This window comes from Dactylosporangium sp. NPDC051087 (assembly GCF_055586325.1).
Genome location: NZ_JBVJIJ010000056.1, coordinates 17,464 through 41,658, shown reverse-complemented (window position 1 = coordinate 41,658; position 24,195 = coordinate 17,464). Strand labels below are relative to the sequence as shown.

General features: G+C 71.5%; 16 protein-coding genes. 7 read left to right on the top strand and 9 right to left on the bottom strand.

From position 1 onward, the window contains the following. Nucleotides 1–138 precede the first annotated feature (138 nt). Nucleotides 139–465 carry a DUF3817 domain-containing protein gene (locus ACZ6TV_RS53035; protein WP_465308988.1) on the top strand — a complete coding sequence of 109 codons (327 nt, stop codon included), beginning with the start codon at nt 139–141 and terminating at the stop codon, nt 463–465. Between the two features lie 27 nt (nt 466–492). On the opposite strand, the gene ACZ6TV_RS53030 is transcribed toward ACZ6TV_RS53035, so the two are convergent. The 6 genes from ACZ6TV_RS53030 to ACZ6TV_RS53005 all read right to left on the bottom strand — a co-directional run bounded on the left by ACZ6TV_RS53030 (nt 493) and on the right by ACZ6TV_RS53005 (nt 8,767). Further along, nucleotides 493–2,364, bottom strand: coding sequence for a ricin-type beta-trefoil lectin domain protein (locus ACZ6TV_RS53030; RefSeq protein WP_465308986.1), 1,872 nt, complete (start codon nt 2,362–2,364; stop codon nt 493–495). 87 nt (nt 2,365–2,451) lie between these two features. Then, nucleotides 2,452–3,387, bottom strand: coding sequence for a hypothetical protein (locus tag ACZ6TV_RS53025; protein ID WP_465308984.1), 936 nt, complete (start codon nt 3,385–3,387; stop codon nt 2,452–2,454). Between the two features lie 22 nt (nt 3,388–3,409). Then, nucleotides 3,410–5,140 (bottom strand): glycoside hydrolase family 13 protein, encoded by a 1,731-nt coding sequence (locus ACZ6TV_RS53020; RefSeq protein ID WP_465308982.1) that lies wholly within the window; start codon nt 5,138–5,140, stop codon nt 3,410–3,412. Continuing rightward, entirely contained in the window at nt 5,137–5,970 is an 834-nt protein-coding gene (locus ACZ6TV_RS53015; RefSeq protein ID WP_465308994.1) for a sugar ABC transporter permease, read from the bottom strand. The genes ACZ6TV_RS53020 and ACZ6TV_RS53015 overlap by 4 nt, the downstream gene beginning before the upstream one ends. 8 nt (nt 5,971–5,978) lie before the next feature. Next, entirely contained in the window at nt 5,979–7,508 is a 1,530-nt protein-coding gene (locus ACZ6TV_RS53010; RefSeq protein ID WP_465308980.1) for an ABC transporter permease subunit, read from the bottom strand. 2 nt (nt 7,509–7,510) lie between these two features. Beyond that, nucleotides 7,511–8,767, bottom strand: coding sequence for a sugar ABC transporter substrate-binding protein (locus ACZ6TV_RS53005; protein ID WP_465308978.1), 1,257 nt, complete (start codon nt 8,765–8,767; stop codon nt 7,511–7,513). 233 nt (nt 8,768–9,000) lie between these two features. Between ACZ6TV_RS53005 and ACZ6TV_RS53000 the strand changes: the two genes are divergently transcribed. The 4 genes from ACZ6TV_RS53000 to ACZ6TV_RS52985 all read left to right on the top strand — a co-directional run bounded on the left by ACZ6TV_RS53000 (nt 9,001) and on the right by ACZ6TV_RS52985 (nt 14,308). Continuing rightward, complete coding sequence (locus tag ACZ6TV_RS53000; protein WP_465308976.1) at nt 9,001–10,032, top strand: LacI family DNA-binding transcriptional regulator; 1,032 nt, start codon at nt 9,001–9,003, stop codon at nt 10,030–10,032. Between the two features lie 47 nt (nt 10,033–10,079). Beyond that, nucleotides 10,080–11,600 (top strand): glycoside hydrolase family 13 protein, encoded by a 1,521-nt coding sequence (locus ACZ6TV_RS52995; protein ID WP_465308974.1) that lies wholly within the window; start codon nt 10,080–10,082, stop codon nt 11,598–11,600. Between the two features lie 164 nt (nt 11,601–11,764). Continuing rightward, nucleotides 11,765–12,715: a hypothetical protein gene (locus tag ACZ6TV_RS52990; RefSeq protein ID WP_465308972.1), complete on the top strand. Its 951-nt coding sequence runs from the start codon at nt 11,765–11,767 to the stop codon at nt 12,713–12,715. 3 nt (nt 12,716–12,718) lie between these two features. Continuing rightward, nucleotides 12,719–14,308 (top strand): M16 family metallopeptidase, encoded by a 1,590-nt coding sequence (locus ACZ6TV_RS52985; protein ID WP_465308970.1) that lies wholly within the window; start codon nt 12,719–12,721, stop codon nt 14,306–14,308. Nucleotides 14,309–14,956: 648 nt separating this feature from the next. Here the strand turns inward: ACZ6TV_RS52985 and ACZ6TV_RS52980 are convergent. Further along, entirely contained in the window at nt 14,957–17,053 is a 2,097-nt protein-coding gene (locus ACZ6TV_RS52980) for a carbohydrate-binding module family 20 domain-containing protein (protein WP_465308968.1), read from the bottom strand. Nucleotides 17,054–17,072: 19 nt separating this feature from the next. Continuing rightward, complete coding sequence (locus tag ACZ6TV_RS52975; protein WP_465308966.1) at nt 17,073–20,021, bottom strand: carbohydrate binding domain-containing protein; 2,949 nt, start codon at nt 20,019–20,021, stop codon at nt 17,073–17,075. 286 nt (nt 20,022–20,307) lie between these two features. Between ACZ6TV_RS52975 and ACZ6TV_RS52970 the strand changes: the two genes are divergently transcribed. Then, nucleotides 20,308–22,341, top strand: a complete 2,034-nt coding sequence (locus ACZ6TV_RS52970) for a carbohydrate-binding module family 20 domain-containing protein (RefSeq protein ID WP_465308964.1) — start codon at nt 20,308–20,310, stop codon at nt 22,339–22,341. Between the two features lie 5 nt (nt 22,342–22,346). On the opposite strand, the gene ACZ6TV_RS52965 is transcribed toward ACZ6TV_RS52970, so the two are convergent. Continuing rightward, nucleotides 22,347–23,300, bottom strand: coding sequence for a LysR family transcriptional regulator (locus ACZ6TV_RS52965; protein WP_465308962.1), 954 nt, complete (start codon nt 23,298–23,300; stop codon nt 22,347–22,349). 12 nt (nt 23,301–23,312) lie between these two features. Here ACZ6TV_RS52965 and ACZ6TV_RS52960 point away from each other — a divergent pair, with 12 nt between their 5' ends. Next, complete coding sequence (locus ACZ6TV_RS52960; protein WP_465308960.1) at nt 23,313–24,155, top strand: serine hydrolase; 843 nt, start codon at nt 23,313–23,315, stop codon at nt 24,153–24,155. Nucleotides 24,156–24,195 lie beyond the last annotated feature (40 nt).

Genomic DNA, 24,195 nt, shown 5'->3' with positions numbered 1-24,195 from the left:
GGAACCCCCGCCGGCACCGCGGGCGAAACAGAATTGGGTTTCCCCTCAAACAAAAAAAACAACCCCTGGGGGGGGGACCGGCCACAACAAGGGGACCCGCCCTCCGCCATGTCAGGGGGCAGGGTGCAGGCTGTTGCGATGACCAACGCCGACACCGCCGCGCGCGTGTTCCGGATCGCCGCGATCGGCGAGGCGTGCTCCTGGGCCGGCCTGCTGATCGGGATGTTCTTCAAGTACGTCGTGGTCGAGAACGAGATCGGCGTGAAGATCTTCGGGCCGATCCACGGGGCGATGTTCGTGGCCTACCTCGCCGCGCTCGTATGGGTGACGGCGAAGGAGCGGTGGAGCTTCCTCCGGCTGCTCGTCGGCGCCGCGGCGTCGATCCCGCCGTTCACGACGCTGCTGTTCGAGCTGTGGGTGGAGCGCCGCCGCGCCAGGCGCGCGCCGGTCGCGGCGCGCGCCTGACAAAAGGCGCGCCTGAGAAACGGACCGTCAGGCCGGCAGGGTCCAGCGCTGGTTGGCGCCGGTCCCACAGGCCCAGATCTGCAGCTGCGTGCCGTCCGCCGAGCTGGGCCCGGTGGCGTCCAGGCACTTGCCGAGCGCGCGGAGCGTCCCGTCGCCGGGTGCCGTCCAGGTCTGCGCCGTGCTGCCGTTGCAGTCGTAGAGCTGCACCTTCGTGCCGTTCGCGGAGTTGGCCGCGGCGACGTCCAGGCACTTGCCGAGGGCGCGGAGCGTGCCGTCCGTGCCGGCGGTCCACGACTGGGCGGTGGTGCCGTTGCACGTCCACAGCTGGATCTTCGTGCCGTTCGCCGGGTTCGCGCCGGCCACGTCGACGCACTTCGCGCCGTACCCGGTGATCGGCCCGACCCGTGTGGACGGCGTACCGCTGCTGGCCCCGGCCCACAGGTAGGTGCCGACCGTCTTCGCCGGCAGCGTGCTGCTGATCTGCTGGGTGCCGACCCGCAGCGTGAACGCCTGGTTGCCGCCGGTCTGGTTGACCACGACGGTGACGAGCGTGCCGTCGGGGTTGAGGAACGCGACGTTGGTGACGGTGCCGGTGCTGCCGTAGCCGGTGGAGACCCGCCGGGCGCCGGGCTTCACGAACTTCGAGAACTGGGCGACCATGTTGTAGTCCGGCAGCGCCCAGAAGGTGTCGCGGTTGCCGGTGCTCTGCACGAGCATCGTCGGGTCGGGCGAGCCGGACCACCGCTCGGGCGAGCGGTTCTGGTCGAGCATGCTGACCCAGCCCTCATACAGGGTGGCGTTGTTGCGGAAGTACTGCACGATCCGGTCGGCGCCCGAGGTGCCCCACACGGAGCGCTCGGTCATCAGCATGTCCTTGTCCGGGTAGGACGCCTTCACGGTGCTCATCGCCGACGGGTCGCCGGCGTAGTCGTGGAACGCGATGCCGTCCACCGACGAGTAGGCGTCGGAGTGCGCGCTCGATGAGCCCAGGACACCGGCGGCGTAGGAGACCGCCTCGGCGAAGTTGTGGTCGAACGCCCAGATGCGGGTGCTGAAGCCGTTGTTGGTCAGCTCGGTGCGCAGCGCCTTGGCGAGCTGCCGCTCCTGGTCGGCGGAGACGAGCATGCCGGGGTAGTCCGGCGGGGAGAACAGCGGCTCGTTCTGCAGGGTGAGGGCGTGGATCGGGATGCCCTGGGCGGTGTACGCCGCGACGGCCCGCCGGTAGTAGGCGGCCAGGGTCGGGATCTGGCTGGTGTTGAGGCTGCCGCCGATGATGGCGTTGCTGGTCTTCATCCACGGCGGCGCCGACCACGCGCTCGCGAACACCTTGATGTCGGGGTTGATGGCGAGGGCCTGGCGGACGGTGGCGATGATGCCGAGGTCGATGTCGCGCTGGATCGAGAAGCGCGACAGGGTCGGGTCGGCGGCGCCGTCGTCGTAGGTGTAGAAGGCGCCGGACGTGAAGTCGCTGGTGCCGAACGTGATCCGGATGACGTTGAAGCCGGCGCCGGTGGCGGGGTCGACGAGCGCGCGCAGGGCCCGGTCGCGGGCGGTGGCGCTCATCCGCGACAGGTTGTAGACGGTGGACTCCTCCAGCGACGAGCCGACGCCGAGGATCGTCTGGAAGCGGTTGTTCGTGTCGGCGGTGATGGTGGGTGTACCGGTGGCCGCCACGACGGGCGTGTCGGCCTGGCGGGACAGCTGGTAGGGCGTGCCGGCGAGGCCGGTGGCCGGGTTGGTGTACCAGTTGCCGTTCTTGGGTTCGTAGCCGGCGGTGCGGGACTCGGAGCTCCAGTAGACCTGGACACTGGTGGCGGCGGCCTGGGCGCTGGGCGCGCTCAGGGCCACCACCGACGCAGCCAGGACGGACAGGGCGAGCAACGGTCGGGTTGGGACCATGTTGACAGCTCCTGGCGGGGAGGGCGCGGAAACTTCAGGACTTGAAATAAGCCCCGACCGAACTCTCCGCAATAGGCAGCCAACCTGTCAATAGGTGGCCACGTTGAGCTTCCCGCGAGCGTCGAAGTATCCGATGGTGTCGTGGAAGCCGTCGCTGCCCACGCCCACGTCGGACGCCGACTGCAGCTCCGACGCGTACACGTAGAAGCAGGTCGGCCGGCAGCCCTGGGAGTAGCCGCGGCGCACGACGCCGTCGGTCGCGCGGAACCAGACGTAGAGGTCCGCCGGGTGCGACGTGAGCCCGAGCCCGCCCGAGGCCAGCTGCTGCCCGGGCTGGATCACGGTGGAGCGGTTGGTCAGCTCGGCCGAGCCGGTCGTGACGGTGCCGAGGTTGATCGCCCCGCCCGCGCCGGTCCAGCCGAGGAGCAGCCCGTTCTCCGCGCCGGAGTCGTCGAACACGAGCGCCGGGCCGTGGGCGGTGGTCTCGGCGAGGGTGACCCGGTCCCGCAGCACCGCGGCGCAGGCACCGGTGTCGAGCCGGGCGACGTTGATCCGGCTGTCGGTGCCGGTCCAGGCGATCCAGCGGGTGCCGGTGGCGGCGTCGAGCGCGAGGGCCGGCGAGCGGTCGGTCCGCACTCCGGCGAACGCGGTCCGGCACTGCAGGCCGGTGCCGCCGGTGTACGCCACCGTCAGCGTGTTGCCGTTGTTGGCGGCGGACCAGGCGAGCCGGACGCCGGAGCCGTCGGCGCTCAGGGCCGGCCCCTCTCCCTCCGGGGTGCGCTCGACGACGCTGTTGTCCTTGGTGAACGTGCGGCCGCCGTCCACCGACGTGCCGATGATGAGCTGCTTGCCGTAGGTGCCGGAGGTGGAGCCGGCCCACGAGGCGTAGAGCCGCCCGCCGGCCAGGGCGAGCGCGGGCCGCCCCGAGCCGGTGTGGACGGTGGTGTGGGCCGCCGCGGTACCCGGGATCGAGCAGATCGCGAGCAAGGCGGCGGCGGGCAGCGCGAGACGACGCAGAGACATGACAGTCAGTGAAGGGAAGGCATCACGGTCGGTCAATCGGTGTTGCCATGAATTGCCATACCTGGAAGGTCGGCCCGTCGGCCGGGGCCTCGGCGGCGCCGCCGTAGACGTTGACCGCACCGGTGAGGGGCAGGTCCACCGGCGGGCCGGACGCGCGGCGGGCGAAGATCAGGAGCCGCTCCGACGCGGTCTCCCGCCAGAACGCGATGGTGTCGGCGTCGGCGTGCTCGACCCGCATCCCGCCGTGCCGCAGCGCCGGGTGGGCGCGGCGCAGCCCGAGCAGCGCCCGGTAGCGGTCCAGGGTCGGCCGGTGCCAGCTCGCCTCGTCGTGCCACGGCATCGGGGTGCGGGACTCCTCGCCGTACGCGCCGGTGAGGCCGAGCTCGTCGCCGGCGAAGAGCATCGGCACGCCCGGCAGGGTCGCCAGGAGCCCGGCGGCGACCTCGACCCGGCCGGGGTCGCCGGCGACGGTGCGGATGCGGGGCGTGTCGTGGGTGCTCAGCGCCGACCACGAGTGCGTCCACGACCGCCACGACATGCTCGACGAGACCGCCCGCATGGCCTTGACGACGGCGTCGCCGCCGCGGGCCGGCACCCCGCCGGGGACGCCGAGGAAGTCCGGCAGCGCCAGGTCCGGCCCGCGCAGCCAGGTCCACAGTGGACGGGTGAAGCCGGCGTAGTTCATGGTGCCCTGCCAGCCGTCGGCGTCGAGGTCGCCGCCGGCGCCGTGGGCGTGCTCGGCGACCAGCATCGCGTCGGGGCGCACGTCGCGCACGGCGCGGGCGACGAGCCGCGACACCTCGTGGGTGAGGTCGTCGGTGCCGTGCCGGCCGGTCATGTTGGCGACGTCGACCCGCCAGCCGTCGAGGTGCTCGAGCCAGCGTTGCAGCGGGTCGACGAACGCCTTGCGCAGCCCGGTGGAGCTCCAGTTGAGCTTCGGCAGGCTCGGCACGCCCAGCCAGGCGGCGTAGCCGCCATCGGCGTCGTGGTAGTAGCGGTCGCGGGCGGCCGGGTCGTGGAACCATTCGTGCCCGTCGCCGGTGTGGTTGGTGGTGATGTCGCCGATGAGCCGCATCCCGCGGGCGTGCAGGGCGTCGGCGAGCCGGGCGAGGGCCGCGTCGCCGCCGAGCAGCGGGTCGACGGCGTCGAAGGTGGACGCGTCGTAGCGGTGGTTGGACCCGGCCGGGAAGAACGGGGTCAGGTAGACGGTGTCTGCGCCGAGAGACCGGATGTGCTCCAGGCGGCCGATGATGCCGTCGAGGTCTCCGCCGTAGATCTGCCGCCCGGCGAGCTCGCCACGGCCGATGACGGGGGCGTCCCAGCCGCTCGGCACCGCCCACGAGGGCAGGGCGCGTTCGGCGTACGCGGCCGACCGGGCGAACCGGTCGGGGAAGATCTGGTAGATGACGGCGTCACGGATCCAGGCCGCGGGCGCGGGGTGCGCGACGAGGCGGAAGTCCGTCGTGTCGGGGACCTCGTGACCGGCCAGGCCGTTCGCCGTGTACCAGTGCTCGTCGACCAGGAACCGGTACGGCGTCACGGGGTTGCGCACCGGCAGCGAAGCCCGCCACCAGATCTCGCCGCCCTGTTCACGAGCAGGGACGGCCTCGCTGAACCGCGGCTCACCGTCCACGACGGACCGCACGTGGACCTGCCGCACGCCCGGCGAGGTGCGCAGGTGGACGTCGACGTCGCTGCCGGGGACCGGGGACTGGTCCGGCACGTGCAGGGCCGAGCCGTCGTGGTGGATCATCCCTTCACCGCCCCCGCGGTCAGGCCCGACACGATGTACCGCTGCAGCGACTGGAACACGAGCACCGTGGGGATCGCGGTCAGCAGCGACCCGGCGCAGAACATGCCGAAGTTCGCGTTGCGCTGCCCGGCGATCAGCCCGTAGAGGCCGACGGCGAGGGTCTTGGAGTCGTCGGAGCGCAGGAACACGTTGGCGAGGAGGACCTCGTTGATCGTGCCGATGAAGCCGAGCAGCGCGGTCACCGCGAGGATCGGCGCGATCAGCGGCAGCGTGATCCGGAAGAACGTCTGCGCGTGGGTGGCGCCGTCCATGACCGCCGACTCGTCCAGCTCCCGCGGCACGGTGTCGAGGAACCCCTTCATCAGCCAGGTGTTCACGCCGAGCGCGCCGCCGAGGTACAGCAGCATCAGCCCCCACGGGGTGTCCAGTCCGAACGCGGGATAGAAGTCGCCGATCCCGGCGAAGATCAGGTAGATCGTGACGACCGCGAGGAACTGCGGGAACATCTGGATGAGCAGCAGCGCCATCAGCCCGACCCGGCGGCCGGCGAAACGCATGCGGGAGAAGGCGTAGGCGGCGAGCACCGACAGGAACACGGCCGTGGCCGCGGCGATGCTCGCGATGACGACGGAGTTGACGTACCACCGGCCGAAGGCGGTCTTGCCGAACAGGTCGGTGAAGTTCGCGGTGCTCGCGCCGGTCGGGTACAGCTCCGTGGAGCTCAGCGAGCCGACGGGGTTGAACGCGGCGGACACCACGAACACGATCGGGAAGAGCGAGAACACCAGGGCGGCGACCCCGACGGCGTGCCGCCAGCCCATCCTGCGCATCCACTTGGTCACGAGTAGACCTCTTCCTGCTTGCGGCTGCGCCGGAACCCGATCAGCGACACGACCGCCACGATGGCGAAGATGTAGACCGAGATCGCCGCGGCGAAGCCGAACTGGGCGCCGGAGCCGCCGAACGCCAGCCGGTACGTGTAGGTGATGAGCAGGTCGGTGGCGCCGACCGTGGAGTCGTCCGGCGGGAACGGGCCGCCCTCCGTGGTCAGGTAGATCGCGTTGAAGTTGTTGAAGTTGAACGCGAACGACGCGATGAGCAGCGGGGTCAGCGCGACCAGCAGCAGCGGCAGGGTGACCTGCCGGAAGCGTTGCAGCACCGAGGCGCCGTCGATGGTCGCGGCCTCCGTCATCTCCTTCGGGATCGCCTGCAGCGCGCCCGTGGCGACGAGGAACATGTACGGGTACCCCATCCACAGCTGCACGAGGATGACCGCGAGCCGGGCCGTCCACGGCGTGCCGAACCAGTCGACGTCGATGCCGAAGAACCGGTTGATGAGCCCGAACTGCTGGTTGAACATGTCGCGCCAGACGAGCAGCATCGCGAACCCGGGCATGGCGTACGGCAGCACCAGCAGCACCCGGTACAGGCTGCGGCCGCGCAACCGGTCGGCGTTGAGCGCGAGGGCGCACCCGAGGCCGAGGCCGAACGTGACGAGGACCGAGCCGATCGCGAACGCGAAGTTCCACGCCATGGTGCTCAGGAAGTGCCCGGAGATGCGGGAGTCGGTGAGGACCCGGGTGAAGTTGTCGAGCCCGACGGACACCTTCCAGCCCTGCGGGAGCCGCTCGCCGTCGGCGGCGACGAAGCTGCCGGAGGCGTTGTCGGCCTTCCACTGCTTGCCCGTGCCGCGGTCGGTGACGCAGTCGCAGCCCTGGTCGTAGAACTGGGTGGCCTGCCCGTTGTACGCGCGGGTGAGGCCGGACGCGCGGACCGCGCCCTCGCCGGTCGGGACGCTGAAGGCGAGGATGTCGTCGTTGCGGAGGTTGGCCTCGCCGAGGGTCAGCAGGGTGTAGCCGTCCGCCTCGACGATCTTCCCGCCGGAGACGGTGAGCCGCGCGGGGTGCAGGCCGGTGCCGTCGCCGACGAACGTCGCGCCGGTCTTGTCGACCAGCAGGAAGACGATGGCGCCCTCCCGGGTGGCGACGGCCAGGTCGTACTCCATGGAACCGGGGACCTGCTTGACCGACGCGCCCTGCACGGCGGTGACGGCCTCGGCCTTGCTGCCGCGGTGCCCGTCGCCGTAGTTGGTGAACGCGGTGCTGGCCGTGTAGAGCACCGGCACCGCCTGGAACGCGAGCAGGAAGACGGTGCCGGGCACCAGGTACTTGGCGGCGATGTGCCGCGGGGTCAGGTAGATGTAGAAGAGCAGTGCGGTGGTCGCGGCGAGCACCGCGAGCCAGCCCCAGGCGTGGGCGTCGACCAGCGGGAGGGCGGCCGCGATCGCCAACGCCAGCCCGGCGCCGAGCAGGGCGATCTTGATGGTGGGGCCGGCGAGCGAGCCGCCTCCCCGCTGGGTCGTCGTCATCGTTACTTGGCGATCGCTTCGGAGATCGCCTTACCGGCGGCCGTCAGCGTCGACTGCACGTCGGCGCCGCCGACGATCGCGGCCTCGGCCTTGCCGAACGGGTCCCAGACCGCGGCCATGGCCGGGATCGCGGGGAGCACGGCGCCGCCCTTGCCGGCCTCCAGCCACTTCTGGATGTCCGGGTCGGTGCCCTTGACCTGGTCGAGCGCGGCGACGAGCGCCGGCGGGCGCGGGTTGGCCTGGTAGAGCGCGACCTGCAGGTCGGGCTTCGTCAGGTAGTTGGTGATGAACTCGTTGGCCAGGGCCTTGCTACGACCCTTCGACGCGACGTAGAACGCCTGCACGCCGACGAACGGCTGGGCGGGCTTGCCGCCGGCGAACGCCGGGATCGGGGTGATGTCGTACTTGACGCCGGCCTTCTTGATGTCGGCGACGGCCCACGGGCCGGAGATGAGGAACGCGGTCTTGCCGCCGGTGAACGTGGGGATGGCGTTGTCGCCGGTGATGGAGCGGGTCAGCGCGCCGCTGCCCTTCTCGCCGAGCGCCGCGATCTTCTTGAACGCCTCGACCGACGCGGGCTTGTCCACGCCCAGGTCGGCGGGGTCGTAGTCGCCGTTCGCCTTCTGCCCGAAGAGGTAGCCGCCGGCGGAGGCGTACAGCGGGTACGCGTGGTAGGCGTCGCCGTTGGTGCCGACCTGCAGCGACATGATGTTGGTGACCTTGCCGGCCGTCTTCAGCGTCTGACCGGCCTTGACGAGGTCCTCGATCGACGCGGGCGCGGTGGGCGCCAGGTCGGTGTTGCGGATCAGGGCGAGGTTCTCGATGGCGTACGGGACGCCGTAGAGCTGGCCGTTGAACGTGACGGCCTTGACCGCGACCTCGGCGAACGCCGACTTCTGCGCGTCGGGCAGCTGCACCGGGTCGATCGCGCCGTTCTGGACCAGGTTGCCGATCCAGTCGTGGGCACCGACGACGATGTCCGGGCCCTTGCCCGACTGCGACGCGGTCACGAAGTTGGTCTGCAGGTCCTTGGAGACGGCCTGGACCTGGACGGTGACGCCGTTGTCCTTGCCGAACTTCTCGGCGAACGGCTTGAGCGCGGCGGAGCGCTGGTCGTCGGCCCAGATGGTGAGGGTGCCGCCGGCCGCCGCCTTGGACTCGGTCGAGGAGCCGGACTTGTCGCCGTCGCTGCCGCCGCAGCCGGTGAGCACTAACGACAGAGCCGCAAGGGTGACGACACCCGTGATGCGGATGCGCATGGGGATTCTCCTGTTCGGACAGGGAGGTGCTGAGGGTCTTTTGCAGGGTGTGGTGCGCGGCCTCCCTGACGGGAGCCACGGGGAAATGCCTGGATGCGGGGTGTGAAGCGGGGTGTGTGGCGGGCGGATGCCGGGTCGCGATTCCAACGACACCCGCGCGCCGTGGCCGAACGCTAGCAAGAGCTTGCGACGAATGAAAGACCTTGCATCGACCTTTCACAAATGGCGGTTCGATGCTTTACAGTCGCCTCATGTCCACCGAGCCACCCCGTGCCCGGCTCGCTGACATCGCCCGGCAGGCGGAGGTCAGCGAGGCGACGGTGTCCCGCGTGCTCAACAATCGCGCCGGCGTCAGCGCGGACACGCGGCAGGCCGTCCTCACCGCGCTCGACGTGCTCGGATACGAGCGCCCGGAGCGGTTGCGCAAGCGCAGCGCGGGCCTCGTCGGACTGGTCACGCCCGAGCTGGAGAACCCCATCTTCCCGCTCTTCGCCCAGATCATCGAGTCCTCGCTCGCCCAGCACGGCTTCACGCCGGTGCTGTGCACGCAGACCCCGGGCGGCGTGACCGAGGACGAGTATGTCGAGATGCTGCTGGACCGGTCCGTCGCCGGGATCATCTTCATCTCCGGCCTGCACGCCGACACCACCGCCGACCACGACCGCTACCGCAAGCTGATCGACCGGCCCCTGCCGATCGTGATGATCACCGGCTACGTCGCGGGCCTCGACGCGCCCTGCATCTCCTGCGACGACCGGCTCGCCAGCCAGACGGCGGTCGACCACCTCGCTTCGCTCGGCCACACCCGCATCGGCCTCATCTCGGGCCCCGACCGTTTCTCCCCGGTGCAGCGCAAGCTCACCGGCTACCGCGCGGCGATGCAGCGGCACGGCCTCGAGGAGATGGTCGAGCTGTCCCTCTTCGGCGTCGAGGGCGGCGCGGCCGCCGCCGACCGGCTCATCGCGCGCGGCGCGACCGGCCTCGTCTGCGGCTCCGACCTGATGGCGCTCGGCGCGATCCGCGCCGCCCGCGCCCGCGGCCTGTCGGTGCCCAGGGACGTCTCCGTCGTCGGCTATGACGACTCGCTGCTCATCGCCTTCACCGACCCGCCGCTGACGACCCTGCGGCAGCCCGTCCGGGCGATGTCCAACGCCGCCGTGCGCGCCCTCGTCGACACCATCAACGGGCAGCCGACCCCGCACTCGGAGTTCCTGTTCCCACCCGAGCTGGTGGTCCGCGGCTCGACGGGCATCGTCGCCCGCTGAGTTCCTCCCCCTCCTGTCTTCTCTTCAGCGCAAGGGATTCCTTCACCGTGCCTTCTTCACACTGGTGGCGCACCGCTGCCATTTACGAGATCTACGTCCGCAGCTTCGCCGACGGCAACGGCGACGGCGAGGGCGACCTCATCGGGTTGCGGGAGCGCCTGCCGTACCTGCGCGAGCTCGGCGTCGACGCGATCTGGCTGACGCCCTTCTACCGCTCCCCCATGGTGGACGGCGGCTACGACGTGGCCGACTACCGCGACGTCGACCCGCTGTTCGGCACCCTGGCCGACTTCGACGCGATGCTCGCCGCCGCGCACGCCCTGGACATCCGGGTCATCGTCGACATCGTGCCGAACCACACGTCGTCGCAGCACGCGTGGTTCACGGAGGCGGTCGCCGCCGGACCGGGGTCGCTGGAGCGCGACCGGTACATCTTCCGGCCGTCCGCCGCGCCCGGTGAACCCCCGAACGACTGGGAGTCCATCTTCGGCGGGCGGGCCTGGACGCAAACCCCGGACGGCGAGTGGTACCTGCACCTGTTCGACCCCGGCCAGCCCGACCTCAACTGGGACAACGCCGACGTGCGCGCCGAGTTCGAGTCGGTGCTGCGCTTCTGGCTCGACCGGGGCGTCGACGGCTTCCGCGTCGACGTCGCCCACGGCATGGTCAAGGCGGCGGGCCTGCCGTCGGTGGGGCACCCGCAGCAGATCGGGCTGCTCGGCCGGGAGCCGCTGCCGTACTTCGACCAGGACGGCGTCCACGAGATCTACCGGGCGTGGCGCAAGATCCTCGACTCGTACCCCGGCGACCGGATGGCCGTCGCCGAGGCGTGGGCGTCGACCCCGCTGCGGCTGGCCCGCTACGTCGCCCCCGACGAGCTGCACCAGGCGTTCAACTTCGACTTCCTCGCCGCGCCGTGGTCCGCGACGCAGCTGCGCGCCACGATCGACGCCTGCGTCGAGGCCGCCGACAGCGTGGGCGCCCCGACGACGTGGGTGCTGTCCAACCACGACAAGGCCCGGCACGTCACCCGCTTCGGCTCCGCCACGATCGCCCGGGCCGCGGCGCTGCTCATGCTGGCCCTGCCCGGCGCGGTCTACCTGTACCAGGGCGAGGAGCTCGGCCTGCCGGAGGTCCTCGACCTGCCCGGCGACGCCCGCCAGGACCCGGTGTGGCACCGCTCCGGCGGCACCGACCCCGGCCGCGACGGCTGCCGCGTCCCGCTGCCCTGGACCGCGGACGCGCCCGCCTACGGCTTCTCCACCACCGGCCGCTCCTGGCTCCCCCAGCCCGACTGGTCGTCCTTCGCCGCCTCGGCCCAGCAGGGCGTGCCGTCGTCGTTCCATTCGCTGTACCGGGAGGCGCTGCGCCTGCGCCGGACGTTCACCGGCCCGCTGGCGTGGCAGGATTCCCCCGCCGACGTGCTGGACTTCACCCGCGACGGCGTCCGCTGCGTCGTCAACCTGTCGGGCGCGGCGGTCCCCCTCCCGCCCGGCTCCGTCGTCCTGGCGAGCGGCGACCTGCCCGCCGGGACGCTCCCGCCGGACACGGCCGTCTGGCTGCACTGAGCGACCCGGACGGTCGGGGCCGGAGGCGATGCCAACCCTCCGGCCCCGCCGTCCGTCGGGCGGGTCGTCGCCCGGGCCTCGCCCGTACGAACCGAGCTGACGTCCCGAAACCCCGCCTCATCAGGGGGCATCCCGGGCGCGGCGGGTCGCATATGCTGCCCGCCGTGCCGTTTCAGATGCCGGTGCCGCAGAGCGAGCCGGTCGACCTCTATACCGAGCTGCGCCGGCTCGCCGCCGACGCCGACCGTGGCGACTGGCCCGCCGTCGCCGCGTTCCTCGGCGGCCTGCGCGGCCTCGACGACCTCTCGGTGGCGTGCCGCCAGGTGGAGGAGCGCCTCAGCGACGAGGTGCTCCAGCGGGTGCCGGCCGCGGATCCGACCTGGCTGCTGGCACAGACCCTCCTCGGCGTCCGCACCGTGCTGCGGGGCTGGGGCATCCGCGGCACCGGCTGGGCCCGCAACGTGACGAGACAGCAATGGGCGGGCTTCCACGAGCACCTCAACCGGGCCGAGCAGATCCTCATCGAGGTCACCGCCCGGGAGCCGGGGCAGGGCTACGCGTGGCTGGAGCGGATGATCATCTGCCGGGGCATCTCGCTCGGGCACGACGAGGCCCGCCGGCGCTACGACCGGCTCAGCGTGCACCACCCGCACGCGTACATCGCCGGCTACCACCTCATCCAGCAGCTGCAGCCGAAGTGGGGCGGGTCGTGGGAGAAGGTGGCCGAGTTCTCCGCCGAGCTGCTGCGCAGCGCGCCGCCGGGGTCGATCGGCCTCCTCGCCGTCGTGGCCGGGCACATGGAGCGCTTCGGCGCCGCCGACGACGACGCCGAGGGCACGGCGTTGCTGCGGGACCCGAAGGTCGTCGCGCAGATCCATGCCGTGGCCGACCTGACCGTCCGGCATCCCGCGTTCCAGCCCGGCTACCGGTACTACACCGCGCACGACTGGTTCGCGATGCTGTTCTCCCTCATCGGCGACCACGCGGCCGCGGCGCCGCACTTCCGGGCCCTCGCCGGGCGGCGCACTCCGCTCTGGTCGGAGTACTTCGACAAGCCGGGCACCGCGTACGCGAACCTCCGGGACCGCGCGCTGGGCGCATCGGGAAGGGGCTGAGCCATGTTGCACCGCACCGAGGTCGACGGCGTGCCGACGCTGCTCGCGCCGAGCTCCGGCCCGATGACCGCCGGGCTGACCTTCCGGGTCGGCCTGGCCGACGAGGGCGCCGCCCGCATCGGCATCACCCACCTCGTCGAGCACCTCGCGCTGCACCGGCACGGCGTCGCCGACTACCACTACAACGGCGCCACCGGCGGCATCGCCACCCACTTCCACATGCAGGGCAGCGAGAGCGACATCGTCACGTACCTGGAGATGGTCTGCGACTCCCTCGCGAACCTGCCGGTGCAGCGACTGGAGACCGAGAAGGCGATCCTGCGCACCGAGGCGGCCGGGCGCGGCGGCGGCGTCAACCGGATGCTGCCGATGTGGCGGTACGGCGCCCAGCACTACGGCCTGGTCAGCTACCCCGAGTGGGGCATCGACCGGCTCGGCCCCGACGACGTGCAGGCCTGGGCGAACGCGTGGTTCACCCGCGCGAACGCCGTGCTGTGGATCGCCGGCGACCGGATCCCGCCGGGCCTGCGGCTGCGGCTGCCGGCCGGGACGCTCCGCCCGGTGCCGGCCGCCTCGACGATCCTGCCGGCGACCCCGGCGTACTACACCGGCGCCGGCGGCGGCGTCGTCTTCGACGGCATCATGCGGCGGCACGTGGCCGGTTCGCTGTTCGCCCTGATGCTGGAGCGGGAGCTGTTCCGGTCGCTGCGGCAGGAGAGCGGCCTGTCGTACGCGGCGAGCGCCTCCTACGACCCGCGCGGCGACGGCATGGCGGTGGTCACCGCGTTCGCCGACGCGCTGCCGGAGAAGCAGGGCGCGGTCGTCGGCGGCTTCGTCGACGTCCTCGCCGGGTTCCGGGTCGGCCGGATCACCCAGACCGAGCTCGACGCGGTCCGGGCGAAAGCCGACGAGGCGCTGCGCCACCCCGACGCGCCCGCCGGCCGGCTGCCGGGCCTGGCCACCGACCTGCTCACCGGCACCCGGCTGCACACCCTCGACCAGCTGCGCGGCCGGCTGTACGCCGTCACCCTCGCCGACGTGCACGACGCCGCCCTGCAGCTCCTCGGCTCGGGGCTGCTGCAGGTGCCGCCGGGCAGCCGCGCCGACTGGGCGGGGTTCACGGCGGCGCCGACGACGTCGACGAACGCGCTCCCCGGGCACACGTACCGCGCGCTCGACGGCTCCGGCGCGGCGCTCGTCCTCGGCGCCGAAGGCGTCAGCATCGTGGACGGCGAGTGCCGGGCCACGGTCCGCTACCGCTCCTGCGCGGTGATGCACGCGTGGCCGGACGGCGCGCGGCAGCTGATCGGCCTGGACGGGATCGCGGTGCTGGTCGAGCCGGCGCTGTTCGCCGCGCCCCCGGACACCACCGCCCGCATCGACCGGTCCGTGGACCCGTCGATCGTCCTGCCGATGCCGGCCCGCAAACCGGACGACATCCCCCGCCCGGCGCCGGCCCCCACCACCGGCTCGTTCCCGTCGTCCACCGGCCCGGCCCCGCGGACCGTCGGCGTGCTCCCGCCCGGCGGCGAGTTCCCGCCCGCGACCGGCTCGTTCCCGCCGTTCCCCGGCCTGCGCCCGCCTTCCCGCTGACCGCTTTCCGCCGGTCTGGCCTTCTTCCGGTTCGGATCCGCTGAGCTTGTCACGGGGGCGCTTACGGTTCCTCAGCCCGTGTGGGGGCGGCCAATCGCTGGGCCGATGGTTCCGCGCGGCCTCCGGCCACGCGTATGGGTGGCGTGGTCACCCTGGGTGCCGTGTCTGAGGTGACCTCCGCACCTCCGCGCACACCCTGCCACCGCCGTCGAGGTACCTATGTCGTGGCGCACCACCGCCCGTGGTGCAAAAGCCAAGTCCAATCCAAGGTTTTCGTACCGAGAACCAAAACCACCACTGGCCGCGCGCCGGCACGGACCGTTCAGCCCACTATGGGTTTGGTGCCAGCGACGGCGGTGCGCCACAACATAGGTACCTCGACGGCGGGAACCATGTGTGGACGGCGGCGCGGAGGTCACCTCAGGCACGGCAGCCACCGCAGCCACGCCACCCATACGCGTGGCCGGAGGCTACGCGGAACCATCGGCCCAGCGAATGGCCGCCCGCACACGGGCAGGACGACAGAAAGCGCCCCCGCGACAGGGGCCCGGTCGCGGAACAGTACAAGCGCGACCAGGCCCGAAGCACATCCCAGGTCGCGGCGGCCCGGGCCCGCGCAGGTGCGGGCCCGGGCTGCGGTGACGGTGGCTACTTCCAGGTGGCGTTGACGGTCTGCGCAGCGGTGCCGGTGGACAGGGTGCGGTTGGCGCCGCTCTCCCAGGTGACGGTGCCGGAGCCGTCCTTCTTGATGAACTTGTACTCCACGGCGGTGTTCGCGGGCATGGTGACCGTGCCGGACCAGACCGGGTAGCCGGCGGAGGACAGGGGGATCGCGTTCGCCGTGTTCCAGGAGCCCAGGGCGGGCACGGACCCGATCACGTAGACGTTCTGGCCGAGGACCGTGGTCACCGTGGCGTTGAAGGTGACCGCCGGGTTCGTCGTCGTCGTCGAACCGTTCCAGGTCGCGGTGACGGTGCCGGTGCCGCCGGACGGGACCGTGTACGTGTGGTTGCTGCCCGGCTCCCAGGTGACGGCGCCGCCGCTGGTCTTGGTGATGAACTTGTACTCCAGCGCACCCGCGGGCAGGGCCACGGACGTGGTCCACGCCGACCCGGACGCGGTCATCGGGATCGCGTTCGCGGTGTTCCACGAGCCCAGCGCCGGCACGGACCCGATCAGGTAGACGGGGTTGCCGGTGGGCGCTCCGGTCACCGTGAAGGCCACGCCGGACGGCACGGGCGACGACGTGGACGGCGTCGGTGACGGGGTGCCGCCGGTGACGCGGGCGTTGACGTGCAGGGCGACGGCGTCCTTCGCGTTCGCGCCGACGGTGGCCTGGCCGGAGCCGTTGACCGTGACCGTCGGGCCGCTGCAGGTGGACGTCGACGCCGTGTAGTCGCCGTGGATGACGTCGCAGTACACGCCGGCGGGCAGGCCGGTGCTGAAGGTGCGCGACGCGACCGAGCCGCCGCCGTTGTTGATGAGGGTCCAGCCGAGCGCGCCGCGGGAGAAGGCGATCGCGTTCGAGCCGTCGCTCCACCAGTTGCCGACGGCCTGGCTCGCCTTCGTGGCGTTGTGGAAGCCGACCATGTTGCGGATCGAGCGCTGCCGGTGCTGGCACTCCCAGCCGCTGCCGCAGGTGACGGCGCTGACGTAGCCGCTGCTGTTGGCGGGCGGGGACGCGTCGGTGTTGGTGAAGCTGAAGGAGCTCATGACGTTGGGGGTGCCGTAGTTCCAGGCCAGCATGAAGACGGTGGCGAGGGTGTCGGTACTGCCGTTCTTGTAGCTGAGCGTGGAGCCGTTGCGCTCGGTGTCGTGGTTGGACACGAACGCGGTCGCCTTGTCCGACGGGCGCAGGCCCCAGCTGGTGCCGAAGGTCTGCAGGTTGGCGATGCTGCCCTGGAACTGGCTCTTCAGGTTCGTCGCGTAGTTGAACTCCAGGATGCCGCCGATGCCTTCGTACGCGGCCATCGACAGGTTGCCGCTGCCGCCGGGCATGACCTCCTGCGCCCAGTACACGCCTGGGTTGGTGAGCTTGCCCTTGATGGCGGCGAGGTCGGCCTGCGGCATGTGCTTGGCGGCGTCGATGCGGAACCCGTCGACGCCGACGGCGAGCAGGCTGTTGAGGTACCCGGCGATCTTCGTGCGGACGTAGTCGCTCTCGGTGGCGAGGTCCGACAGCCCGACCAGCTGGCAGTTCCACACCTCGGTCTGGTTGTTCCAGTCGTGGATCTGGTTGTCCGACTGCGGGCAGGCGCCCGGGTTGTGGTGGAAGTCGTTGTACCCGTAGCCGGCGCTCGGGTAGCTGTAGTTGTTGGTGAACGACGCCGGCCCGTAGGCCGTGGTCGACGTCTGGTTGGCGCCGGTCATGTGGTTGATGACGGCGTCGACGTACACCTTGACGCCGGACGCGTGGCAGGTGCTGACCATCGAGGCGAACTGCGCAGCGGTGCCCATGCGGCTGTTGAGGTCGTAGCCGGCCGGCTGGTAGATGTCCCACCACGGGTGGCCGGCGACGCTGATCGAGTCCTCCGGCGGGGCGACCTGCACGGCGCCGTAGCCGGCCGGGCCGAGGACGTTGGTGCACTCGGTGGCGATGGAGGTCCACGGCCACGACCACAGGTTGGCGATGACGTCGTCGGAGGCGACGGACGCGTCGGCCTGCTTGTCGGCGGACAGCAGGGGGTAGGCGAGCGCGCCGGCCACTGCCAGGGCGGCCGCTCCGATACTCAGTACACGTTTCACAGGGGTGTCTCCTCGAAGATCAGCGGAGGTAAGGGCCGGCGGTGCCGACCTTGCCCGGTGCGGGGTTGCCGGGCAGCGACAGCACGTAGACGCGCATGGCGCCCTTGCCTGTCACGGTGGCGGTGAGGGTGCCGTTGGTGACGGTGCGGACGTCACCGGTCACGGCGTCGGTGTAGGTGCCGTTGGGGATGCCGGTGAACGTGGCGGTGCTGGAGATGGCGACGAGCACGAAGCTGTCGACCGATCCGGCGGTGTAGCGGCGCTTGTAGGCGATGCCGCCGGTGACGCCCGCGGTGGAGTACTGCCCCATCTGCAGTGCGGGCACCGCGCGGCGGATCTGGTTGAGTCGCTGGAGGTGCTGGACCAGCGGCTTCTGCAGGGTGGTGGCGACGGGGCCGCTGGCGCTGGCGACGGTGCCGTAGCCGGACGCGACGACCGAACCCTCCACGTAGGAGCCGAAGTAGGCCCGGCCCGTGTTGGCCAGTGGGCACGTCGGTCCGCAGTCGATCTGCTTGCCGGCCTGGAACTCGACCTCCGAGCCGTAGTACAGGACCGGGACGCCGCGGAACGTCCACATGAGATCCATGTTCTCGGCCCACGCGTCCGTCCCGCCGGCGTAGCGGGTGCTGGACTTGTTGGGCCCGTAGTCGTGCGAGTCCACGTACACGGCGTTGTACGTGGCGTCGTTGACGCTGTCGTCGGAGTCCTTGCCGTTGTTGAACGCGTTGGCGGCGTCACCGAAGTTCATGTGCATCCGCATGTCGATGATGTTCATGCCGGAGAACTGGCTGTGGTCCGGTGCGTGGTAGTCGTTGCCGTTCAGGAACGCGTTGGTGGACGTCGGCTGGTTGCCGGTGCCCTGGGTGTTCTCGTAGTTGAACTGCTCCAGTGCCGCCGTGGTGTCGTCGGCGCTGTACGTGCGGCGCTCCTTCCACGTGTAGAACTGCGCCGAATGGTTGACCGACCCGCGGTTCCATTTGTCGTTGACGAAGGCCGCGACCTCGCCGAAGACGTAGAAGTCGTTCGCCTTCGCGGCGCCGTACTTCTGGGTCAGGCGCTGCTGCAGCGCCGGCAGGAAGCGCCGGTTCCAGGTGACCCGCGGGATGTGCACGGCGGTGTCGATCCGGAAGCCGTCGACGCCCATGTCGATGTAGGAGTTGTAGGCGTCGATGAGGTACTGCTGCACGACCGGGTTCTCGGTGTTGAAGTCGGCGAGGTCGTCGTGCAGCCAGCAGGAGCGGGCGTCCTCGCCTTCCCAGTTGCCGATCCAGCACTGGTGGTAGAGCGACGCGGGGAACATCTTCGCCGTCGGGCTCGGCCACTGGCAGTGGTGGTTGGCGTAGCCCTCGGGGCTGAACGTGCCGTTGGTCGCGCCGTAGTTGGGGCAGGTGTTGCCGGCCGGCGCGGTGGTGGACCACAGGTCGCCGTTGTAGGCGCGGCCGAGCGAGTTCTCCTCCAGGGGGTTGTAGGCCTTGCCGGGGACCTTCTCGCTGTACATCCAGTCCCACTGGCCGTCCCGGGCGCCCCACACGGTCGGCACGTACAGGCCCTTCGCTCCCCAGCGGGAGCTGTGGTTGTAGACGACGTCCTGGTAGATCTTCATGCCCTTGGCGTGCGCGGCGTTGATGAGGTCCTGGTAGGACGCGCCGGAGGACTCCAGCCGCGGGTCGACGCGGAAGAAGTCCCAGCCGTGGTAGCCGTGGTAGTCGTAGTCGGACCGGTTGAGCACGACCGGGGTGATCCAGACGGCGGAGAAGCCGAGGCCCTTGATGTAGTCGAGCTTGTCGACGAGGCCCTTGAAGTCGCCGCGGAACATCGGGTCGTTGTTCGCGGCGTTGCCGGACTTGACGTGCTGGCTGCCGCCGCGGTCGTTGGCCGGGTCGCCGTCGTAGAACCGCGCGGTGAGGACGAAGTAGATGCTCTCCTTGCGCGGGTCGCCGCCGAGCATCGAGCCGCCCGCCGGCAGCGGCGGCGCGTCGCCGGTGGTGACGGTGACGGTGCTGGACGCGCCGGAGAGGTTGCCCGCCGCGTCGACGGCCTTGACGGTGTACGTGTAGGTGGTGCGCGCCGCGAGGCCGCCGTCGATGTACCCGTTCGTCGCCGTGGTCAGCAGGACGGGTCCCGGGCCGCGGCTGATCTGGTAGCCGGTGACGCCGCGGTCGTCGGTGGAGGCGTTCCACGACAGCGTGACCGTGACGTGGTCGGCGGTCGCCGTGACGCCGCCGGGGACGCTCGGCGGGGTCGTGTCCGGCGGGGTCGCCGCGCACGGGTCGGTGGCGCCGCCGGTCACCACGCCGCCGGCGACCCGGGACGTGCCGGCGTTGATGCGGTAGTTGGCGCCGTTGTTGTTGTCCCAGGTGCCGGAGCCGTTGTTGAACACGGCCTGCATGCCGGTGGCGGCGCCGAGCGCGACGGTCTTCTTCACCCAGCCTGCGCAGGCGACCTCGTTCATCGGCACGCCCGGCACGGCGGTCCACGCCTCGCCGGTCGGCGCGTAGTGGATGTTCACCACCGGCCAGGTCTTCCCGGCGGTGGAGTAGAAGACGGTGGCGGTGCTGCCGGTCGGCGGCGGGGTGGTCGGGGTCGGCTGGCCGCCGCCGCCGCAGGGGTTGCCGGTGCCCGCGACCCCGCCGGTGACGGTGACGTCGCCCGAGCCGACGCTGTAGTTGCGGCCCGAGTTGTTGTCCCAGGTGCCGGCGCCGTTGTTGAACACGACCTGCATGCCGGTGGCGGTGCCGAGGTCGACGGTCCTGCTGTACCAGCCGGTGCAGGCGGGCGTCATCGCCACGCCGGGCACGGCCGTCCAGGCGCCGCCGGTCGGCGCGTAGTGGATGTTGACGGTGCTCCAGGCGGCGGTGGGCTTGTAGTAGACGGTCACCGTCGTCCCGGCCCAGGCGAGCGCGGGGACGACGAGCAGCGACGCCAGCAGCGTCAGGACAGCCAGTAGCAGCGTTCTCTTACGGGACACAGGGTGCTCCTTGCGTGCATCGATGCGGTGGCGGACCGACCGACGTGACAGCCCTCAGGGCGTGGCAACGCGTGGAGGAAGACTGATCTGGCTGATTGACAGATGTCAAGCTTCTTGCAAAAATCGCCAGCTTTTCACGCGGCAGATGGCTTGTGAGCTGCAGAAACGCTGAAGCGACCTTGCAAAGATCAACAGGTCTTTACGCGCGTGTAACGGAAAGCTAGCATCAGGGCGCTCTTGCAAGACTTTGCATCCCCTGCAAGTCACCTACAGTGGAGCGTATTCGTTGAAGCGTCCCCTCATGCTCGCGGCGGTCCTGGCCCTGACCGCCGTCGGGCTCAGCACCCCGCCCGCGGCGGCCTCCTCCGGCCGCGGCGATGTCACCGCACACCTCTTCCAGTGGCCGTGGCGCGACGTCGCGCACGAGTGCCGCAGCACGCTCGGTCCGGCCGGCTACGCCGCCGTGCAGGTCACCCCGCCCCAGGAGCATGTCGAGTTACCCGCCCAGGGCAGCCCGTGGTGGCAGGCCTACCAGCCGGTCAGCTACAAGCTCGACAGCCGCTACGGCAGCCCCCGCGAGTTCGCCGGCATGGTCGAGGCCTGCCACCGGGCCGGCGTCAAGGTGTACGTCGACGCCGTCATCAACCACATGTCCGGGCAGACCACCGGCGGGACCGGCAGCGGCGGCACCCGCTTCGGCAAGTACGACTACCCCGGCCTGTACGACACCACCGACTTCCACCACTGCGGCCGTAACGGCGACGACTGGATCCACGACTGGAACGACGCGTGGGAGATCCAGAACTGCGAGCTGCTCGGCCTGTCGGACCTCGCGACCGAGCAGGAGGACGTCCGCGCCGACATCGCGGGCTACCTCAACTCGCTGATCCGCCTCGGCGTCGACGGCTTCCGCATCGACGCGGCGAAGCACATCCCGGCCGCCGACATCGCCGCCATCAAGGCCCGGTTGCACCGCCCCGCGTACCTCTACCAGGAGGTCCTCGGCAACGCGCCGATCCCGAAGTCGGACTACCTACCCAACGGCGACGTCATCGAGGACGCCTACGGCCAGCAGATCAGCCGGGTGGTGAAGACCGGCAGCCTCAGCTGGCTCGACCAGTTCGGCGAGGCGTGGGGCTTCTCCCCCAGCGGCAGCGCCGTCGTGTACGTCGACAGCCACGACACCGAGCGGGACCAGAGCGGCGCGACACTGACGTACAAGGACGGGCCGCTCTTCGCGATCGGCAACGCGTTCTCCCTGGCCTGGCCGTACGGTCACCCCCTGGTCCTGTCCAGCTACGGCTTCACCAGCACCGACGCCGGCCCGGACCTGCGCTCCATGCGGTGCGGCGGGGTCACAAGCGGCCCCGGCGGCTGGCTCTGCCAGCACCGCGACACCGCGACGACCGGCATGGTCGGCTTCCGCAACGCGGCCGGCGACGCGCCGGTCAGCCGCTGGTGGAGCAACGGCGCCAACGCCGCCGGTTTCGCCCGTGAGGGCCGCGGTTACGTCGTGCTCAACCGGGAGACGACCGCCGTGACCCGCACGTTCGACACGGGCCTGCCGGCCGGCACGTACTGCGACGTCACCCACGGCACCGTGCGCGGCAACCGGTGCACCGGCCCGACCGTCACGGTCGGCAAGGGCGGCGCGCTGACCACGACGGTGCCGGGGCTGAGCACCCTCGCGATCGACGTGCGGCACCGCGTGTCCCGGCCCGTCGCCGCCGCGGCACCGGCGGTCGGCTTCTCCGCGTACGCCGTGACGGCGCCGGGCGAGCGGCTCGTCCTCGTCGGCGACGTCCCGGCCCTGGGCGCCTGGAACCCGGCGGCCGGGGTGCGCCTGTCCGCCCCGGGCTATCCACAGTGGACGGCGCGGGTACGGATCCCGGCGGGCACGGCGATCGAGTACAAGTACGTGAAGCTCGCCGCCGACGGCACCGCCACCTGGGAGAGCCGCCCGAACCGCACCGCCACGGTGCCCGCCGACGGCTGGCTGTCCACATCGGACGGCTGGGAGGCCGGCGCCACCGTCCAGGGCGACGTGACGCTGCACGTCTCCGAGTCGCCGGGCCAGCAGCTGTACGTCGTGGGCGCCGCACCGTCGATCGGGTCGTGGGACCCGGCGAACGCGGTGCCGCTGACGAAGACCGCCGACGCGACCTGGACCGGCCGGGTGACGCTGCCGGGCTCGGCCGTCGTCGAGTACAAGTACATCCGCAAGGACGCCGCCAGCACGGTGACCTGGGAGAGCGACCCGAACCGCACGGTCAGCACCCCGTCGGGCGGCACGGTCACCCTCGACGACACCTGGCGCTGAGCCGCTCAGGCCTCGTCGTAGACCACCGACCACGGGCCTGGCGCGCCGACGATCCGGTCCGGCGGACCGGGGGCGGCCCGCAACACCTCGGCGGCGACCGAGGCGAAGCGGGCCGCCGCGGGGTGCGGGTTGCGGGCCGGCCACACGGCGGACGTCTCCTGCCAGAGCGGGTCACCGGTCAGGGGACGCCACGTCAGGCGGGGCTCGCGGCGCACCGAGGACTCCCGCTCCAGGCCGAGACCGAGGCCGGCGAGGACGAGCCCGCACAGGAACTCGGGATTGCGGGCGTGGCGGATCCGGCTCGGCGTGAAGCCGTGCCGGCCGCAGACGGCGAGGAGGTGGTCGTACCAGCCGGGCGCCATCGAGCGAGGAAACAGCACCAGCCCGTGCCCGGCCAGCCGGTCCAGGCCGACCTCGGCCAGCCGGGTCAGCGGCGACGTGCGGGGCAGCACCACCCCGAGCCGCACCCGGGTCACCGGCCCACGGGCGAGGTCGGCGGCGTCGACGGGGTGGTGCACGAGACCGACGTCGAGCCGCGCCCCGGCGAGCTGGTCCAGCTGCTCGGCCGTGGACAGCTCCTGCAGGTCGACGTCGAGGCCGGGCGCGTGCTCCGCCAGGCGGCGCAGCAGCTCCCCGAGCGTGGGTGCGGGCGTCTCCGGCGGCACCCCGGCGCGCAGCGTGCCGAGGTCGCCGTCGCGGATGCTGTGCATGAGCGCCCGCAGCCGCCGCTCGGCGGCGAGGAACCGCTCCGCCTCCTCGCGCAACGCGTGCCCTGCGGCGGTCAGCTCGGTGCCGCGCGGCAGCCGGTCGAACAGCGTCACCCCCAGGTCGCGCTCCAGCCGGCGCATCGCCTGGCTCAGCGGCGGCTGCGCGATGCCGAGCGTCTCCGCGGCCCGGCTGAAGTGCAGCTCGTCGGCGACGACCAGGAAGTACCGCAGGTGCCGTGCGAGGTCCGCCATACGCTGAACCCTATGTCGATCAACGATGAGGTCTGGCTGCACGCCCGGGACGTCGACACCGGCCGGGAGACCGGGTGCCGGGCGGACGAGCAGGTGGTGCTCGCCTCGGTGGTGAAGGTCCTCATCGTGCTGGAGTTCGCGCGGCAGGTGGCCACCGGCGCGCTCGACCCGGCCGAGCGGGTCCTGGTGCGCACCGGCGACCGGCTCGGCGGCTGGGGCACCGCGGGTTGCGTCGACGACGTCGAGCTGTCGCTGCGGGACCTCGCGTACTTCACGATGACCGTCAGCGACAACACCGCCGCCGACGTCCTGCTGCGCCGGGTCGGCCCGGACGTGGTGCCGCTGCTCGCCGCCGAGCTCGGGCTGCACCGCACCAGGATCACCGGCGGGCCGCGGGAGCTGCTGGAGACGATGTTCGACGACGTCGGCGCCCGCGACGCGGCCGAGTTCGCGCGGCTGTACCCGGCGCTACCGCCGGAGCGGGTGCGGACGCTGCGGGTGTACGACCCGGCGCGCACGACGTCGAGCACCCCGGAGGAGATGACCCGGCTGCTCGGCATGATCTGGCGCGACGAGGCCGGGCCGCCGGCGGCGTGCGCGACGGTCCGCGGCCTGATGGCCCGCCAGCTGTTCTCGACCAGGCTCGCCGCGGCGTTCCCGGCCGATGTACGGGTGTCCGGCAAGACCGGCACGCTGCCCGGCCTGGCGATGGAGGTGGGCGTCGCGGAGTACCCGGACGGCGGCCGGTACGCCGTCGCGGCGTTCGTGCGGTCCGGCGCACCCCGCGGCGCGGTCGACGCGACCCTCGGCAGGGCCGCCCTCACCGCCGTCGAACACCTGCGTGACCTGCGCTGATAGCCGATCGGATATGAGCCGGGCCAGGTTCTGATCTTGG

What these genes read in the sequence shown, in the direction of transcription:
- ACZ6TV_RS52960 (WP_465308960.1), top strand. Translation starts at nt 23,313, where the DNA reads ATGTCGATCAACGATGAGGTCTGGCTGCACGCCCGGGACGTCGACACC.
- ACZ6TV_RS53035 (WP_465308988.1), top strand. Translation starts at nt 139, where the DNA reads ATGACCAACGCCGACACCGCCGCGCGCGTGTTCCGGATCGCCGCGATC.
- ACZ6TV_RS53025 (WP_465308984.1), bottom strand. Translation starts at nt 3,387, where the DNA reads ATGTCTCTGCGTCGTCTCGCGCTGCCCGCCGCCGCCTTGCTCGCGATC.
- ACZ6TV_RS53030 (WP_465308986.1), bottom strand. Translation starts at nt 2,364, where the DNA reads ATGGTCCCAACCCGACCGTTGCTCGCCCTGTCCGTCCTGGCTGCGTCG.
- ACZ6TV_RS53020 (WP_465308982.1), bottom strand. Translation starts at nt 5,140, where the DNA reads ATGATCCACCACGACGGCTCGGCCCTGCACGTGCCGGACCAGTCCCCG.
- ACZ6TV_RS52985 (WP_465308970.1), top strand. Translation starts at nt 12,719, where the DNA reads ATGTTGCACCGCACCGAGGTCGACGGCGTGCCGACGCTGCTCGCGCCG.
- ACZ6TV_RS53000 (WP_465308976.1), top strand. Translation starts at nt 9,001, where the DNA reads ATGCTTTACAGTCGCCTCATGTCCACCGAGCCACCCCGTGCCCGGCTC.
- ACZ6TV_RS52965 (WP_465308962.1), bottom strand. Translation starts at nt 23,300, where the DNA reads ATGGCGGACCTCGCACGGCACCTGCGGTACTTCCTGGTCGTCGCCGAC.
- ACZ6TV_RS53005 (WP_465308978.1), bottom strand. Translation starts at nt 8,767, where the DNA reads ATGCGCATCCGCATCACGGGTGTCGTCACCCTTGCGGCTCTGTCGTTA.
- ACZ6TV_RS53010 (WP_465308980.1), bottom strand. Translation starts at nt 7,508, where the DNA reads ATGACGACGACCCAGCGGGGAGGCGGCTCGCTCGCCGGCCCCACCATC.
- ACZ6TV_RS53015 (WP_465308994.1), bottom strand. Translation starts at nt 5,970, where the DNA reads ATGCGCAGGATGGGCTGGCGGCACGCCGTCGGGGTCGCCGCCCTGGTG.